Raw genomic sequence first — 14,227 nt, 5'->3', positions numbered from 1 at the left:
GACGGGTCGATGACGGATGTGACGCAAGCGGAGACCGCACCCGCAGTGGGGCGCTGGACGCCGGACGGCGAGACCGCGCCCGAGGTGACGGAAGATGGGGTGATCGGCGCGATCGCGACGGTCTATGACCCGGAAATCCCGGTCAATATCTATGAGCTCGGGCTGATCTACGCGATCGAGCTGCACGATTCCGGCCTGGTCAAGGTGGAGATGACTCTGACCGCGCCGAACTGCCCGAGCGCGCAGGAACTGCCGATCATGGTCCGCGACGCGGTGATGAAGGTCGGCGGGGTGAGCGACGTTACCGTCGATACCGTGTGGGATCCGCCTTGGGACCCGTCGCGGATGAGCGATGAGGCGCGGCTCGCGCTGAACATGTTCTGAGGGGATGGGAATGCAGACCGATATCGTCGCCGACAAGCCGAAGCGGGAGCTGCCGCCGCTGATGCGCCTGTCGGACGCGGCCGCCGAGCGGCTGCGCGAGCTTTACGAAGGTGGCCAGCAGGGACGCCTGCTGCGCATCTCGCTGAGCACCAAGGGCTGCTCGGGCCTGTCCTACGACATGAACTGGGTCGACGCGGCCGGCCCCGGCGACGAGACGGTGCGCGATCACGGCCTCACCGTTCTGGTCGACCGAAAGGCGACGCTGTTCCTGATCGGCACGGTAATGGATTACGAGACCAGGCAGTTCGCCGAAGGGTTCGTCTTCAACAACCCCAACGAGAAGGGTCGCTGCGGCTGCGGCGAGAGCTTCCACGTCTGACCGGCGGCTGGAGGCGCGACATGAAGGCGGTGCGGGGGCTCGGCCCGGACGATCCCCTGCCGCGTGAAGCCCGGATCGCTGCCGCCGTGATGCGGCCGCGCTTCGGGATGGGGCTGTCGGTGCTGATGGCGGTGCTGCCCGTCAGCGCGATCGCAGCTCTGTTCTGGGCGCTGTTTGCCACCGAGGCACCCTGGTTTGTGCTGCTTGGCCTGGTGGTGCTGATCGCCCTGCTGCTCGGCACCATCCCCGCTTCAGTGGCGATCGGTCTGTCGGCGGTTGCCGTCGCGTTGGCGGGTGGCGACCCGGCCCAGTCCTGGGCGCCGACGACGGCACGATGGATCGCTGCTGGCGTCTTCGTGCTGACCGCCTCGGGACTGGTCTGGATTGTCGCCGCCTTGCGGGCGACACTGCTTCGTCTGGATGCCATGCTGGCCGAGCAGGGTCGCGACCGCGCCCAGCTCGCCGAGCGCAGCGCCTTCCTGACCAGCGTGCTGGCGAGCTCGACCGACTGCATCAAGGTCCTGGATCTGACGGGCGCGCTGACCTTCATGAGCGAGGGCGGGCAGCGGGTGATGGAGGTCAGCGATTTCAACGCCATTGCCGGCTGTCCGTGGCCGGATTTCTGGCAGGGCAGCGGCCAGGCCGACGCCCTGGCGGCGATCGCGGCGGCGCGCGAGGGGCGTTCTGCCGGTTTCATCGGCGAGGCGGCCACGATGGCAGGACGTCTGCGCTGGTGGCATGTCGCCGTCAGTCCGATCGCCGGCGCGGATGGCCAGGTGGAACGCATCCTGTCGGTATCGCGCGACATCACCGCCCTGCGCGAGAGCGAAGAGACGACCGGGTACTACGCGCGGCTGATCGAGAACAGCTCGGACTTCATCGGAATGGCGCGGGTCAATGGCAGGGTGTTCTTTCTCAACCCGGCCGGCTGCCGGCTGGTGGGTCTGGACGCGACTGCGGTCACCAGCGTGCGCATGGGCGATTTCTGCACGCCCGAACAGCGCGCCGAGTTCGAGGAGGTGATCATCCCGGCGGTACGCCGCGACGGCAGCTGGAGCGGCGAACGGCTCCTGCGGCATTTCGTCACCGGCGAGCCGATTCCGGTCCTGTCGACGATGTTCCCGGTGCGCGATTCCGGCGGGCGGCTGATTGGCTACGGCACGGTGATCCGCGATTTTCGCGAGCGCAAGGCGGCCGAGGAGCGGCAGGCGATCGTCAATGGCGAGATCGCCCACCGGCTGAAGAACACCCTGGCGATGGTGCAGTCGATCGCCACCATGACCTTGCGCCGGACACTGCCGCCCGACGAGCTGGCCCGGTTCGACGAGCGCCTGCAGGCGCTGGCGTGCTCGCACGATCTGCTGCACCGGAGCAGCTGGCACGCGACCGACCTCGAGGAACTGGCGCGCGGCGTGCTCGACAATCTCGGCCTGCTGCCATGCTGCCATCTGAGCGGGCCGGCGGTGCGGCTGGGGGCGAGGGCGGCGATGCCGACGGCGCTGCTGTTGCATGAACTGGCGACCAATGCGCTCAAGCACGGTGCGCTGTCACAGGCCGGGGGCGAGGTCGATCTGGGCTGGCGGCGGGAGAGCGAGGGCGACGAGTTGGTGCTGGACTGGGTGGAGCGCGGCGGTCCGGCGGTGTCGGCGCCGCGCGGGCGGGGGTTCGGCTCCCGGCTGGTCTCGATGGGGCTGCTCGGCAAGGGCGGGACGACCCTGGACTGGGCGCCGTCGGGGCTGCACGCCTCGTTTCGCGCCGAGCTTGCGGAGATCGAGGGATGAGACAGTTCGGAGCGATCGTGCTGGTCGTCGAGGACGAGCCCGTGCAGCGCATGGGGCTGATCGCGATCGTCGAGGAGGCAGGCTATCAGGCGGTGGAAGCCGCGGACGCCGATCAGGCGGTGGCGATCCTCGAACGGCGGACCGACATCCGCATCGTGCTGGCCGATATCGACATGCCGGGCTCGATGGACGGGCTGCGGCTGGCCGCCCTGGTCCGCGACCGCTGGCCGCCGATCGAGATCATCGTCACCAGCGGCGGCCGCGTCCCCGCGCTCGAACGCATCCCGGCCCGGGCGGTGTTCCTGCCCAAGCCGCTCAATGAGCGCCGGGTGCGCGACCAGCTCGCGCGCTTTGCCTCATAGGCGCCAGGGTGCTGGACGGGTCAGGTCACCGCCTGGGCGTCGAGGATCCGCGCATCCGGTGAGATGACGCGGTGGCGCACGACCTCGCCAACGATGACCAAGGCGGGGCTGGCGACACCATGGGCTTCGGCGAGTTCGGGCAGGGTGGTGAGCGTGCCGGTGAGCACGCGCTGGTCGGGGCGGGTGCCGCGTTCAACGATCGCGGCCGGCCAGTCGGCGGCGAGGCCGTGGGCGACGAGCTGGTCGCACAGCATCCGCATCGCGCCGACACCCATGTAGATCACCACCGTCTGGCTACGCGCCGCCATCGCGCTCCAGGGCAGGTCCAGCACACCGTCGGCGCGGGCATGGCCGGTGACGAACATGCAGGACTGCGCGCAGTCGCGATGGGTGAGCGGGATGCCGCCATAGGCCGCACAGCCCGAGGCGGCGGTGATGCCGGGGACCACCTTGAAGGGGATGCGGTCGGCGAGCAGCGCCTCGATTTCCTCCCCGCCACGGCCGAAGATGAACGGATCGCCGCCCTTGAGCCGCACCACGCGCTGGCCGGCGCGGGCCCGGCGGACCAGCTCGGCATTGATCTGGTCCTGCGGGACGGAATGGCGCGAGCGCTGCTTGCCGACGAACAGACGCTCGGCGTCGCGACGCACGCGGTCGAGGATCGCCGCCGGGACGAGCTGGTCGTAGAGCACGGCGTCGGCGTTCTGCATCAGCTGAAGCGCGCGCAGGGTCAGCAGGTCCGGGTCGCCGGGGCCGGCGCCGATCAGCCAGACCTCGCCGCGCACCTCGATGCCGCGCAGCAGGTCGTCGAGGATCTCCCGGGCGGTGGCGAGATCGCCATCGGAGGCGGCAGCCCCCCCGGGGCCGTCGATGAAGGCCTCCCAGACCCAGCGACGGCGCTGGGTGTCGGGGCACAGCTCGCCGACGCGGGCCCGTTCGCGCTGCATGAACAGCGACAGGTTGCCCAGGCCCGCCGGGATGGCGGATTCGACGCGCTCGCGCAGGCGGCGCGCCAGTACCGGCGCCGCGCCGCCGGTGGAAATCGCGATGCGCACCGCGCCGCGATGCACCTGGGCGGGGGTGATGAAGGTGGAGGGGTCGGGGTCGTCGACGGCGCAGACGGGAATGTTGAACGCGCGCGCGAGCGCCGCCGCCGCGCGGTTGGTGGCGCGTTCGTCGGTCGCGACATAGACCAGGCGGCAGCCGGGCATGACTCGGCGCAGGGTCGCGTCGTCGGCTTCGTTACCGACGACGCGCAGGCGTCCGGCATCGACCCAGCCCTGAATTTCGGGATCGAGCTCACGGGCGACGATCTCGATCGCGGCCTCATGCGCCAGCAGCAGGCGAAGCTTGTTGATCGCGATCTCGCCGCCACCGACCACCAGGCAGCGCGCGCCGGCGAGGCGCAGCATCATCGGAAACCATCCCGGATCGGGGCTCGGCAGGGGCGCGCTCATGGCAGCGGGGCCGGTTCGATCAGGGCGAACGGGAGGGCGTCGTCCGCCATCCAGCCGAGCCGGCGCATGTCGGAAAGCTGCCAGGCGAGGTCCTGCACGGTGACGGGTTCGACGGGGCGGAAATCAAGGCGCTCGCCGCTCTGGAGATCGGCCGCGAACGCGCTCGCGGTGGCGCCGAGCGGCAGGCCGAGCCCGCCCTCGGCGATCGGCGCGGTGAGCAGGGCGGCGATGTCGTTGTGGTTGGCCGGGTCGGCGCACAGGGCGCGCGCCTCGCGCAGTGCGTGGCCCAGCCGGGCGAGCCGGCTCGGGTCTGCGTCGAGCCAGGAGGCGGCGACGAACAGGCTCTTTTCGAGATGGCCGGGCACGAGATGACGCGAGCCGGCGATCTCGAAGCCGAGGCTGCGCCCGATCGCTTCCGCCCCCCAGGGTGCACCGGCGCAAAATCCGTCGATCTCGCCGGCCTCCAGCGCCTCGACGATGTTCACGGGCGGCATCACCAGCAGCTCGATCCCGTTCTCGGGCTCGACGCCCTGGGTGGCGAGGAAGCGGCGCAGGATCAGATGGTGGGTTGAGTGGATATGCACCACGGCGATGCGCGGCAGGCGGCCGAGCCCGCGGGCCCAGGCGGCGAACGAGGCGCTGCGTTCGCCGCGCAGCACGATCATGTTGCCGCCACGGCTGAGCGGCTGGGCGAGATGCAGCGGCACCGCGCGGCCGCGCGCGCCCGTGGCTGTTATGATGGCGAGCGGTGCGAACATCACCGCCGCGTCGAGCATGCCCCAGGTCAGCTTGTCGGCGAGATTGGCCCAGGAAGGCTCGACCGCGATCTCGGCGGCGATGCCGTGACGGGCGAACAGGCCAAAGGCACGGGCAACCATCACCGGGGCGCTGTCGGCGAGCTGGAGCAGGCCGATACGCAGGCTGCGGGCGGCATCATCGCTCATCGTGCGGTATCCTTGTCGTGTGCGCGGAGGATGTCGCGCGCGATGTCGGGAAGGCGGCGCTGCTCGCGCATCGCGCGTCGTTGCAGAAGACGGTGCGCCTGCGCCTCGTCGAGCCGGTCGGTCTGCATCAGCAGGCGCTTGGCGCGGTCCAGTGCCATGCGGTCGGCGAGAAGCTGCTGGGCACGGCGCAGCTCCTCCTCGGTGCGCCGGAAACGCGCATAGAGCGCGATCGCGGCACGCAGCAGGGGCTTGGCGTCGGTGAGCGGCGTGGTGAGCACGTTGTAGGAGCAGACTCCGGCCTCGAAGGCGGCTTCCATCAGCTCGGGATCATCCTCGTCGACCAGCAGGGCGATCGGACTGGCCTGCGAGGTGGAGGCGAGCGCGCGCACGCTGTCGAGGGCGTCGCGGTCGGGGCGCGCGATGTCGACCAGCACCACGTCGGGCGCGTGCAGGCTCACGGCCTCGATGAGAGCCATGCCGGATTCGAGCCGGAAGACGGTGAGGGCGGGGTCGGCATGCAGTACCTCGAACAGGGCCTGGACGCGCCGACGGTTCTCGTCGGCCAGAAGAACTTTCATCGGTGGGCAGTCATCCGCTCATCGGGGCGCGCAGCAGGGTCAGTACACATCGCGGAGATAGCGCTTGGCGCGCACCAGCCCGTCGACATACGCATCCGCCGCATCCGTCTCCATATGGCCGTGCTTGCCCACCACCTCGCGCAGGGCCGCATCGACATCGCGGGCCATGCGTTCGGCATCGCCACAGACATAGACCGCGGCACCGGCTTGCAGCCAGTCGAACAGCTCCGCGCCCGCCTGGCGCATGCGGTGCTGGACGTAGAGGCGCTGCATCTGGTCGCGCGAGAAGGCGGTATCAAGCCGGGTAAGCAGCCCGCTGGCCTGCCAGGATTCGAGCTCGTCGCGGTAGTAGAAGCCGCCCTCGGCATTGCGCTCGCCGAAGAACAGCCAGTTGCGTCCCTTCGCACCGCGCGCCGCACGCTCCTGCAGGAAGCCGCGGAACGGGGCGATGCCGGTGCCTGGCCCGATCATGATGACCGGGGTGTCGTCATCCTCGGGAAGCGCGAAATAGCGCGACGGCTGAAGGAAGACGCGGATTTCCATGCCGGGCGTGCAGCTGGCGAGGAAATGCGAACACAGGCCGGGATGCGGCTCGGAGTTCACCCCAACGGTGAGGTGGACGGCGCGGCCGATGGCGCGCTCGGAGGAGGCGATGGAATACAGGCGCGGCTGCTGGCGGCGGAGCAGAGGGGCGACCTCCTCGGGGGCGAGCGGGATCGAGACGTCGCGCAGCAGGTCGGGCAGGTACGCCGGTTCGTTGCGGCCGAGCCGTTCGAGCAGGGCGCGCGAGGGCCGGCAGAGATCGAAGCGCCGGGTGAGCAGGTCGCGGGCCGGGCCGGTGCCGCCCTCGCCATCGCCGATCTCGGCACGTTCTGAGAGGCCGAAGGCGCGCAGGGCGGCATCGACATGCGGACGGATGTTGTTCGGCCAGACGCCGAGCGCGCTGCCGGGTTGGTAGGTGATGTCGGTGGCCGAGAGGTCGAAACCGATCTGGCGAGTGTCGCGCGCGCTGCCTTCGGGGGTCAGGCGTCGGTTGACGATCAGCGTCGCGGTGGCCGGGTTGGCACGACTGGATTTCGCGGGCGCAGGTTCGGCGACGGTGGCCGGAACGGAGGCGGCGGGGGCGAGACCGGTGCGCCAGTCGGCGGGGATGGTCTCGATCTCGGGCGGGCAGTCGATGCGCGGGGTGATGCGGGTGGCGCCGAGGGCCTCGAGACGCGCGTCCAGGGCACGGCCGAAGCCGCAGAAATTGCGGTAGCTCGGATCGCCCAGTGCGAGCACGGCATAGCGCAGCCCGGTGAGCGGCTCGGCGCGCGCCGAAAGCTCGGTCCAGAAGCCCGCCGCATGGTCGGGCGCGTCGCCGTCGCCGAAGGTGGAGGCGATGAACAGCACGGTGCCCGTCAGTTCGGCCATGGTGCAGAGGTCGAGTCCGGCGAGGCTGGCCGGCTGGCCGGACTGGGCGAGCGTGGCCTGGAGCGCGGTCGCCATCTCCTCGGCGCGGCCGGTCTGCGAGGCGAAGAAGATGCGCCAGGCGGGTGCGGCCGGGACCGCAGCGGCGGTGGTGGCCGTCTCGGCCGGGCGGCGGGCGTAGAGCCCGGCCAGCAGCCCGTCGAGATAGAGGCGCTGAGCGCGGTCGAGCGGCGCGCTGGCGGGGATGTCGGGCAGCAGGCCCTCGGGCGGCGAGAGGCGCAGGGCGGCGAGGAAGCCCGCGGTCCAGGTCGCGGCATCGCCGGTGAAGGCGGGGCGGGCGGCGGTGAGGTCGAGCATGGTTTCCGCGGAATGGGCGTCGGGGACGAAGGCGGCGGGAGGTGGCGCGATCCGGGCGAGCGAGACGGCGCAGAGCTTCACACCCGGTTGCAGCGAGATCGGGTCGGTGGCGTCGTTGGTGAGCGCGTTGAGGGCCTTTTTGGGGCCGAAACGATCACTCCAATGGAACGGCGCGAAGCAGGTGCCGGGGGCGACGCGATCGGTGATGTGCGCCGGGAGTTCGGCGGTGCCGCGCGGCGAGGCGATGGCGACGAGATCGTTCTCGGCGATGCCGAGCGGGGCGGCGTCCTCGGGGTGGATCTCGATCGCCGGGCCGGGGTTGAGGCGGTTGAGCGAGGCGACGCGCTCGGTCTTGGTCAGCGTGTGCCACTGGTGCTGGAGGCGCCCGGTGGACAGCAGGAACGGGTAGGTCTCGGTGGGTTCCTCGTCGCGCGGCAGGAACGGGCGCGGCAGGAAGGCGGCGCGGCCGTCGGGCTTGGGAAAATGCGGGGCGCCGCTCTCGACATAACGGATCGGATGGCGAGGGGCGGTGTCGCCGGGCGGCGAGGGCCATTGCACGGGGCCCTCGCGGCGCAGGCGGGCATGGCTGGCGCCACGGATGTCGTAGCCGGTGGCGGGATTGGCGAAACTGCACAGCTCGTCGAACACCTCGGCGCTGTCTGCATAGGTGAAGGCGCTCTCGAAACCCATCGCGCAGGCGACGCGCGCGATGAGCTGCCAGTCGGGCAGGGCCGCACCCGGGGGCGGTACGGCGCGGGCGGTGAGCGTCATGGTGCGGTCGGAATTGACCTGCACGCCGTCGCCCTCGGCCCAGAGTGCGCCGGGCAGCAGTACGTCGGCATAGGCTGCCGTCTCGGCATCTGCGAAGGCATCCTGCACCACGACCAGCTCGGCGGCGTGCAGGCCGTCGATAACGGTGTCGCGGTTGGGCATCGAGGCGACCGGGTTGGTGCAGATGATCCAGCAGGCGCGGATCTCGCCGCGGGCCATCGCCTCGAACATCGCAATGGTGCCCATGCCGGGCTCGGCGCGGATGGTGCCGGGGGGCAGGTTCCAGCGCGCTTCGGCGAACGCGCGATCCTCGGGCACCAGCGCGCTGCGCTGACCGGGCAGGCCGGGGCCCATATAGCCCATCTCGCGGCCGCCCATCGCGTTGGGCTGGCCGGTGAGCGAGAACGGGCCGGTGCCGGGCTTGCAGATCGCGCCGGTGGCGAGGTGCAGGTTGCAGATCGCGTTGGTGTGCCAGGTGCCGGAGACGGACTGGTTGAGGCCCATCGTCCAAAGCGTCATCCAGCGCGGGTGCTCGGCGATCCAGGCGGCGGCCTGGCGGATATCGGCCTCGGGGATGCCGGTGATGTCGGCGACACGCTCGGGCGTGTAGTCGGCGAGGAACGGCTCCATCGCCTCCCAGCCGGTGGTGTGGGCGGCGATGAAATCGGCGTCGATCGCCGAATTGGCTTTCGACACCACGAGCAGATGCAGGATGCCGTTGAGCAGGGCGAGATCGGTGCCGGGGCGGATCTGGAGGAACAGGTCGGCCTTGTCGGCGGTCGCAGTGCGGCGCGGATCGACGACGATCAGCTTCGCGCGCCCGTCGCGCTTGCGATCCAGCAGGCGCAGGAACAGGATCGGGTGGCAGTCCGCCATGTTCGCGCCGATGACGAAGAACAGGTCGGTGAGATCGAAATCCTCGTAGGAGCCGGGCGGCGCGTCGGCCCCCAGCGAGGTCTTGTAGCCGGCCCCCGCGCTGGCCATGCACAGGCGCGAGTTGCTTTCGATATGCTGGGTGCGCAGGTAACCCTTGGCGAGCTTGTTGGCGAGATACTGCGCCTCGATCGACATCTGACCCGAGACGTAGAGCGAGACCGAGTCCGGTCCGTGTTCGGCGACGATCGATTTCAGCCGCGACGCGACCGAGGCGATGGCGGTGTCGAGTTCGACCGCCGTCGCCTCCGCGTCACGCGACGGGCGCGCCATCGCGCTGGCGAGGCGCTGAGGCGCGGTGAGCGGCTTGTCGCAGGAACTGCCCTTGGTGCACAGGCGCCCACGGTTGGTCGGGTGGTCCGGATCACCCTTGATGCGGGTGATCCGGTCGCCCTCGACCTCCATGATGATGCCGCAGCCGACCCCGCAATAGGGGCAGGAGGAGCGGATTTCGGTGCGCGTGTCCACCTGTCGCGGGTTCAGGCCGGAACCAGCTCTGGCACCTTGGCGCGGATCTCGACGCGCCCGCCCTCGAGCCGCGCATCCCACACCGCCACGCGCTTGCTTTCGTCCTCGAGGCAGATGCCGTCCTCGAGGCGGAAATGCTGCTTGTAGAGCGGGGAAGCGACCACGACATGGCCCTTGAGGTCACCGAGAATGCCGCGCCCGAGCACGTTGGCGTTGGAGAACGGGTCGTGGTTGTCGATCGCATAGACCCGACCGCGATCGGGCACCCAGAACAGCGCCACCTGCGCGCCGTTGTGCCAGGCGACGACGCCGGAATTGGCCACCAGATCGGCCTCGGTGCACAGCGAGGTCCAATCGTGCGGGCCGCTGTCGAGAGGAGCGGCCTCGGTGAGGTTGTCGGCCGCCTTGACCTGATCGCGCTCTGGCACGACGCGCACGTTCGGATCGGGACGGCTGTCGTTGACGAAGGTGCGGAAGCGCTTGAGCTTCTCGGCATCGGTCAGCGCGTTGGCCCATTCGCATTCATAGGTGTCGACCACGGCCTGCATCTGCGCTTCCAGCTCGGCGGCGATGCCGAGGCTGTCGTTGATGATGACGTCGCGGAGATAGTCGAGCCCGCCTTCGAGATTGTCGCGCCACACCGAGGTGCGCTGCAGCCGGTCGGCGGTGCGGATGTAGAACATCAGGAAGCGGTCGATGTAGCGGATCAGGGTCGCGTCATCGAGGTCGGTGGCGAACAGCTCGGCGTGGCGCGGCTTCATGCCGCCATTGCCGCAGACATAGAGGTTCCAGCCATTCTCGGTGGCGATCACGCCGACATCCTTGCTCTGCGCCTCGGCGCATTCGCGGGTGCAGCCGGACACCGCGTATTTGAGTTTGTGCGGTGCGCGCAGGCCCTTGTAGCGATGCTCCAGATCGAGCGCCTTGCTGACGGAATCCTGCACGCCGTAACGGCACCAGGTCGAGCCGACGCAGGATTTCACCGTGCGGGTGGACTTGCCATAGGCATGGCCGGTCTCGAAGCCGGCTGCGAGCAGTTCGGCCCAGATGTCGGGGAGCTGGTGAAGCTGGGCGCCGAACAGGTCGACGCGCTGGCCGCCGGTGATCTTGGTGTAGAGGCCGTATTTCTTCGCCACCTGGCCGAGCACGATCAGCTTGTCGGGGCTGACCTCGCCGCCGGCGATGCGCGGCATCACCGAATAGGTGCCGTTCTTCTGCATGTTGGCCATGAAGGTGTCGTTGGTGTCCTGCAACGGCACATAGGCGCGATCCATGATCGGCTTGTTCCATGCGGACGCCAGGATCGAGGCGACGGCTGGCTTGCAGATGTCGCAACCCAGGCCGCCATTGCCATGTTGCGCCATCAGCTCCTCGAAGGAGTGGATGTCGTGCACGCGCACCAGCGAATAGAGTTCCTGCCGGGTGTGGCTGAAATGTTCGCAGATGCTGCGATCGACCACGATGCCGCGCGCGGTCAGCTCGCTCTCGAACACGCTCTTGAGCAGGGCGGCACAGCCGCCGCAGCCCGTCGAGGCCTTGGTGGAGGCCTTCAGACTGGCGAGATCGCCACAGCCTGCCTCGATCGCCGAGCACACCGCGCCTTTGGAGACGTTGTGGCAAGAGCAGATGGTGGCGGTATCGGGCAGCGCATCCGAGCCAAGCAGCACCGCGCCCTCGCCCTTGGGCAGGATGAGGGCGGCCGGGTCGGCGGGCGGCTTGATGGCGTTCTGCACGAATTGCAGGATGGTGTCGTAATAGGAATTGTCACCGACCAGGATCGCACCGGTCACACGACTGCCATCGGGGGAGAGCACCAGGCGGCGATAGGCGCCTTCGCCCTCGCCGATGAAGCGGTAGCTCTTCGAGCCGGGCTCGGCGCCATGCGCATCGCCGATCGAGCCCACATCGACACCGAGCAGCTTGAGCTTGGTGGACATGTCCGCACCGGTGAAGGCGGCATCCTCGCCGCCGATCACCGCGGCCGCAGTGCGGGCCATGGTGTAGCCGGGGGCGACGAGGCCGAAGATGCGGTCGTTCCAGGCGGCGCATTCGCCGATGGCGAAGATGTCAGGATCGGAGGTGCGGCAGTGGTCGTCGACCGCGATGCCGCCACGCGCACCCAATGCGAGGCCAGCCTCCCGGGCGAGCGCGTCCTGCGGGCGGATACCGGCGGAGAACACCACCATGTCCGTCTCGAGTTCGCTGCCATCGGCGAACACCAGCTTGTGGCGCTTGCTGTCGCCGGCGACGATTTCCTTGGTCGCATGTGCGGTCAGCACGGTCAGGCCGAGCTGCTCGATACGGTGGCGCAGGGCCGCACCACCGCCATCGTCGAGCTGCACCGGCATCAGGCGCGGGGCGAACTCGACCACCGCGACATCGAGGCCGAGCGCCTTGATCGCGTTGGCGGCTTCCAGCCCGAGCAGGCCGCCGCCGATCACCACGCCGTGGCTGGCGCCGACCGCGGCGGCACGGATGATGTCGAGATCGTCGAGCGTGCGGTAGACGAGACCCGCGGTGCCGGAATTGCCCGGCACCGGCGGCACGAACGGGAACGAGCCCGTGGCGATCACCAGCTTGTCGTAGGGGAAGGCACCGGTATCGGTGACGATCTCCTTCGCCGCACGGTCGATGCGCCGCACCATCGCGCCGAGATGCAGCGTCAGGCCATGGTTGTCGTGGAAGTCCTCCTTGTGCAGGCGGAGGGCCGCGGCACTCTGCCCGACCATGTACTCCGTCAGATGCACGCGGTCATAGGCATGGTGGGTCTCGCCACCGAAGACATGCACTTGGTGGGTCTCGTGCAGGCCCTGGGTGACGAGCTGTTCGGCGCAGTAATGGCCGACCATGCCGTTGCCGATGATGACGATGTTGTCTTTGCGCATCAGCTTGGTTCCGACTGCGTTGTTTCTGACGGGAGAGGCTTTGGAGTTCAGGCGGCCTGGGCCACGGCGTCGGCCGGGGCTGCGGCATGGGTGGTCTTCCAGCTGCGGCGGCAGCTCAGCACCACCAGCAGGGCGATCACGGCGAGCCCGGCATAGGCGAGGAAGCCCATGTTGTAGGAGCCGAGATACTTGCGAACCAGGCCGAGCGAGGTCGGCAGGTAGAAGCCGCCGATGCCGCCGGCCATGCCGACCAGGCCGGTCATCGCACCGACCTGGGCCGGGAAGCGGTTCGGCACGAGCTGGAACACCGCGCCGTTGCCCATGCCGAGGAACAGCATGCCGAGCACGAAGGCGCCGAGTGCGAGCTCGATGGTCGGCAGGCCGGTGGAGATGACGCCGAAAATCGCGGCGGCGCAGACATAGACGATGGTCAGCGCGCGCAGGCCGCCGATGCGGTCGGCGAGGGCGCCGCCGAAGGGGCGCACGAACGAGCCGGCGAACACCACCGCGGCGGTGCAGAAGCCGGCGGTCTTGGGGTTCAGGCCGTACTGGTCGTTGAAATAGATGGTCAGGAACGAGGCCAGGCCGACGAAGCCGCCGAAGGTGACCATGTAGAAGAACATCAGGCGCCAGCAGTCGAGCTGCTTGAGCAGCGGCAGGAAGGCGGCCAGCGACTGGCGCGGGCGGCGGTTGGGCGCCTCCCTGGCGATCAGGACGAACAGGATCAGCACCAGCGTCATCGGGATGGTGGCCAGGCCGATCACGTTCAGCCAGCCATATTTCATCGCCAGGGCGGGTGCGAACAGGGCGGCGAGCGCGGTGCCGGAGTTGCCCGCGCCGGCGATGCCGAGCGCGGTGCCCTGGTACTCGGGCGGATACCAGGCCGAGGCCATCGGCAGGGCGATGGCGAAGGAGGCGCCGGCGAGGCCGAGCACGAGGGCGAGGCCGAACAGCGGGGCGAGGCTGTGCGGGGCGGCAAGCCAGGTGACGGCGAGACCGGCGATCACGATGAGTTGGCAGGCGATGGCGACCTTCTTCGGGCCGAAGCGATCGACCAGCGTGCCGCAGACGACGCGCAGGAACGCGCCGGCGAGCACCGGGGTGCCGACCAGCAGGCCCTTCTGGGCCGGATCGAGATGCAGGTCCCTGGAGATCGAGATCCCCAGCGGGCCGAGCAGCACCCAGATCATGAACGACAGGTCGAAATACAGGAACGAGGCGAGCAGGGTGGGCGGATGCCCGGCCTTGAAGAAAGCTCTGTTCATCGGCGTGATCCGGATGACCGGCAGGGCGCGTGGCCGTGTTGGCGGGTCATCGCCCTTGTCGGGCAGCGCGGGCCGTCCTTGGCCCGTGGGATGATCTGGATCAGGGGAGGCCCCCGTGTCTCAGCATCGGCCGCCGTTGCCCGATCTGACTATCGCGGGCTCAATCTAGGCAAAAGGCCATGCCGATTTCAAAGAAAATTCGACACCACTGCACATATTTCCGACAAATAGATGATTCTGACTGTTTAGTCAG

Annotated in this window: 10 protein-coding genes; 4 read left to right on the top strand and 6 right to left on the bottom strand. The window is 69.2% G+C overall.

All coding sequences use genetic code 11. The features are described from left to right. Nucleotides 1–9 precede the first annotated feature (9 nt). The 4 genes from FHR90_RS11500 to FHR90_RS11485 are packed head-to-tail and all read left to right on the top strand — an operon-like array spanning nt 10 to nt 2,906. Nucleotides 10–384, top strand: a complete 375-nt coding sequence (locus tag FHR90_RS11500; protein ID WP_176622438.1) for an SUF system Fe-S cluster assembly protein — start codon at nt 10–12, stop codon at nt 382–384. Between the two features lie 10 nt (nt 385–394). After that, nucleotides 395–763, top strand: coding sequence for a HesB/IscA family protein (locus FHR90_RS11495; protein WP_394367828.1), 369 nt, complete (start codon nt 395–397; stop codon nt 761–763). A 20-nt stretch (nt 764–783) separates the two neighbouring features. Further along, nucleotides 784–2,544: a sensor histidine kinase gene (locus FHR90_RS11490; protein ID WP_176622428.1), complete on the top strand. Its 1,761-nt coding sequence runs from the start codon at nt 784–786 to the stop codon at nt 2,542–2,544. Next, nucleotides 2,541–2,906 (top strand): response regulator, encoded by a 366-nt coding sequence (locus FHR90_RS11485; RefSeq protein WP_176622430.1) that lies wholly within the window; start codon nt 2,541–2,543, stop codon nt 2,904–2,906. Before FHR90_RS11490 ends, FHR90_RS11485 begins: the two co-directional genes overlap by 4 nt. A gap of 20 nt (nt 2,907–2,926) precedes the next feature. On the opposite strand, the gene cysG is transcribed toward FHR90_RS11485, so the two are convergent. From cysG to FHR90_RS11455, 6 genes are read right to left on the bottom strand one after another with little or no spacing between them, the layout of a single operon-like run. After that, the gene (gene cysG, locus FHR90_RS11480; protein ID WP_176622432.1) at nt 2,927–4,363 is read right to left on the bottom strand and encodes a siroheme synthase CysG; all 1,437 of its coding nucleotides are present in this window, start codon (nt 4,361–4,363) and stop codon (nt 2,927–2,929) included. Beyond that, nucleotides 4,360–5,307, bottom strand: coding sequence for a CmpA/NrtA family ABC transporter substrate-binding protein (locus FHR90_RS11475; RefSeq protein ID WP_183275281.1), 948 nt, complete (start codon nt 5,305–5,307; stop codon nt 4,360–4,362). Before FHR90_RS11475 ends, cysG begins: the two co-directional genes overlap by 4 nt. Beyond that, nucleotides 5,304–5,885: an ANTAR domain-containing response regulator gene (locus tag FHR90_RS11470; protein ID WP_176625672.1), complete on the bottom strand. Its 582-nt coding sequence runs from the start codon at nt 5,883–5,885 to the stop codon at nt 5,304–5,306. Before FHR90_RS11470 ends, FHR90_RS11475 begins: the two co-directional genes overlap by 4 nt. Before the next feature lie 39 nt (nt 5,886–5,924). Further along, a complete protein-coding gene (locus FHR90_RS11465; protein ID WP_266152767.1) occupies nt 5,925–9,824 on the bottom strand; it encodes a bifunctional nitrate reductase/sulfite reductase flavoprotein subunit alpha in 3,900 nt (1,299 codons plus the stop codon). Between the two features lie 11 nt (nt 9,825–9,835). Further along, a complete protein-coding gene (gene nirB / locus FHR90_RS11460; protein ID WP_176622079.1) occupies nt 9,836–12,709 on the bottom strand; it encodes a nitrite reductase large subunit NirB in 2,874 nt (957 codons plus the stop codon). A 47-nt stretch (nt 12,710–12,756) separates the two neighbouring features. Further along, on the bottom strand, nt 12,757–13,974 hold the full coding sequence (locus FHR90_RS11455) for an MFS transporter (RefSeq protein WP_176622078.1): 1,218 nt from the start codon (nt 13,972–13,974) through the stop codon (nt 12,757–12,759). Between the last annotated feature and the right edge of the window lie 253 nt (nt 13,975–14,227).

Origin of the sequence: Endobacter medicaginis (assembly GCF_014192375.1) — a bacterium.
Classification (GTDB): domain Bacteria; phylum Pseudomonadota; class Alphaproteobacteria; order Acetobacterales; family Acetobacteraceae; genus Endobacter; species Endobacter medicaginis.
The sequence above is the reverse complement of the archived record's forward strand: the minus strand, read 5'-3'. Positions and strand labels throughout refer to the sequence as shown.

Excerpts from the sequence above, each read along its gene's own strand:
- FHR90_RS11455 (WP_176622078.1), bottom strand. The coding sequence starts at position 13,974 with ATGAACAGAGCTTTCTTCAAGGCCGGGCATCCGCCCACCCTGCTCGCC.
- FHR90_RS11495 (WP_394367828.1), top strand. The coding sequence starts at position 395 with ATGCAGACCGATATCGTCGCCGACAAGCCGAAGCGGGAGCTGCCGCCG.
- cysG (WP_176622432.1), bottom strand. The coding sequence starts at position 4,363 with ATGAGCGCGCCCCTGCCGAGCCCCGATCCGGGATGGTTTCCGATGATG.
- FHR90_RS11475 (WP_183275281.1), bottom strand. The coding sequence starts at position 5,307 with ATGAGCGATGATGCCGCCCGCAGCCTGCGTATCGGCCTGCTCCAGCTC.
- FHR90_RS11470 (WP_176625672.1), bottom strand. The coding sequence starts at position 5,885 with ATGAAAGTTCTTCTGGCCGACGAGAACCGTCGGCGCGTCCAGGCCCTG.
- FHR90_RS11500 (WP_176622438.1), top strand. The coding sequence starts at position 10 with ATGACGGATGTGACGCAAGCGGAGACCGCACCCGCAGTGGGGCGCTGG.
- FHR90_RS11485 (WP_176622430.1), top strand. The coding sequence starts at position 2,541 with ATGAGACAGTTCGGAGCGATCGTGCTGGTCGTCGAGGACGAGCCCGTG.
- FHR90_RS11490 (WP_176622428.1), top strand. The coding sequence starts at position 784 with ATGAAGGCGGTGCGGGGGCTCGGCCCGGACGATCCCCTGCCGCGTGAA.
- nirB (WP_176622079.1), bottom strand. The coding sequence starts at position 12,709 with ATGCGCAAAGACAACATCGTCATCATCGGCAACGGCATGGTCGGCCAT.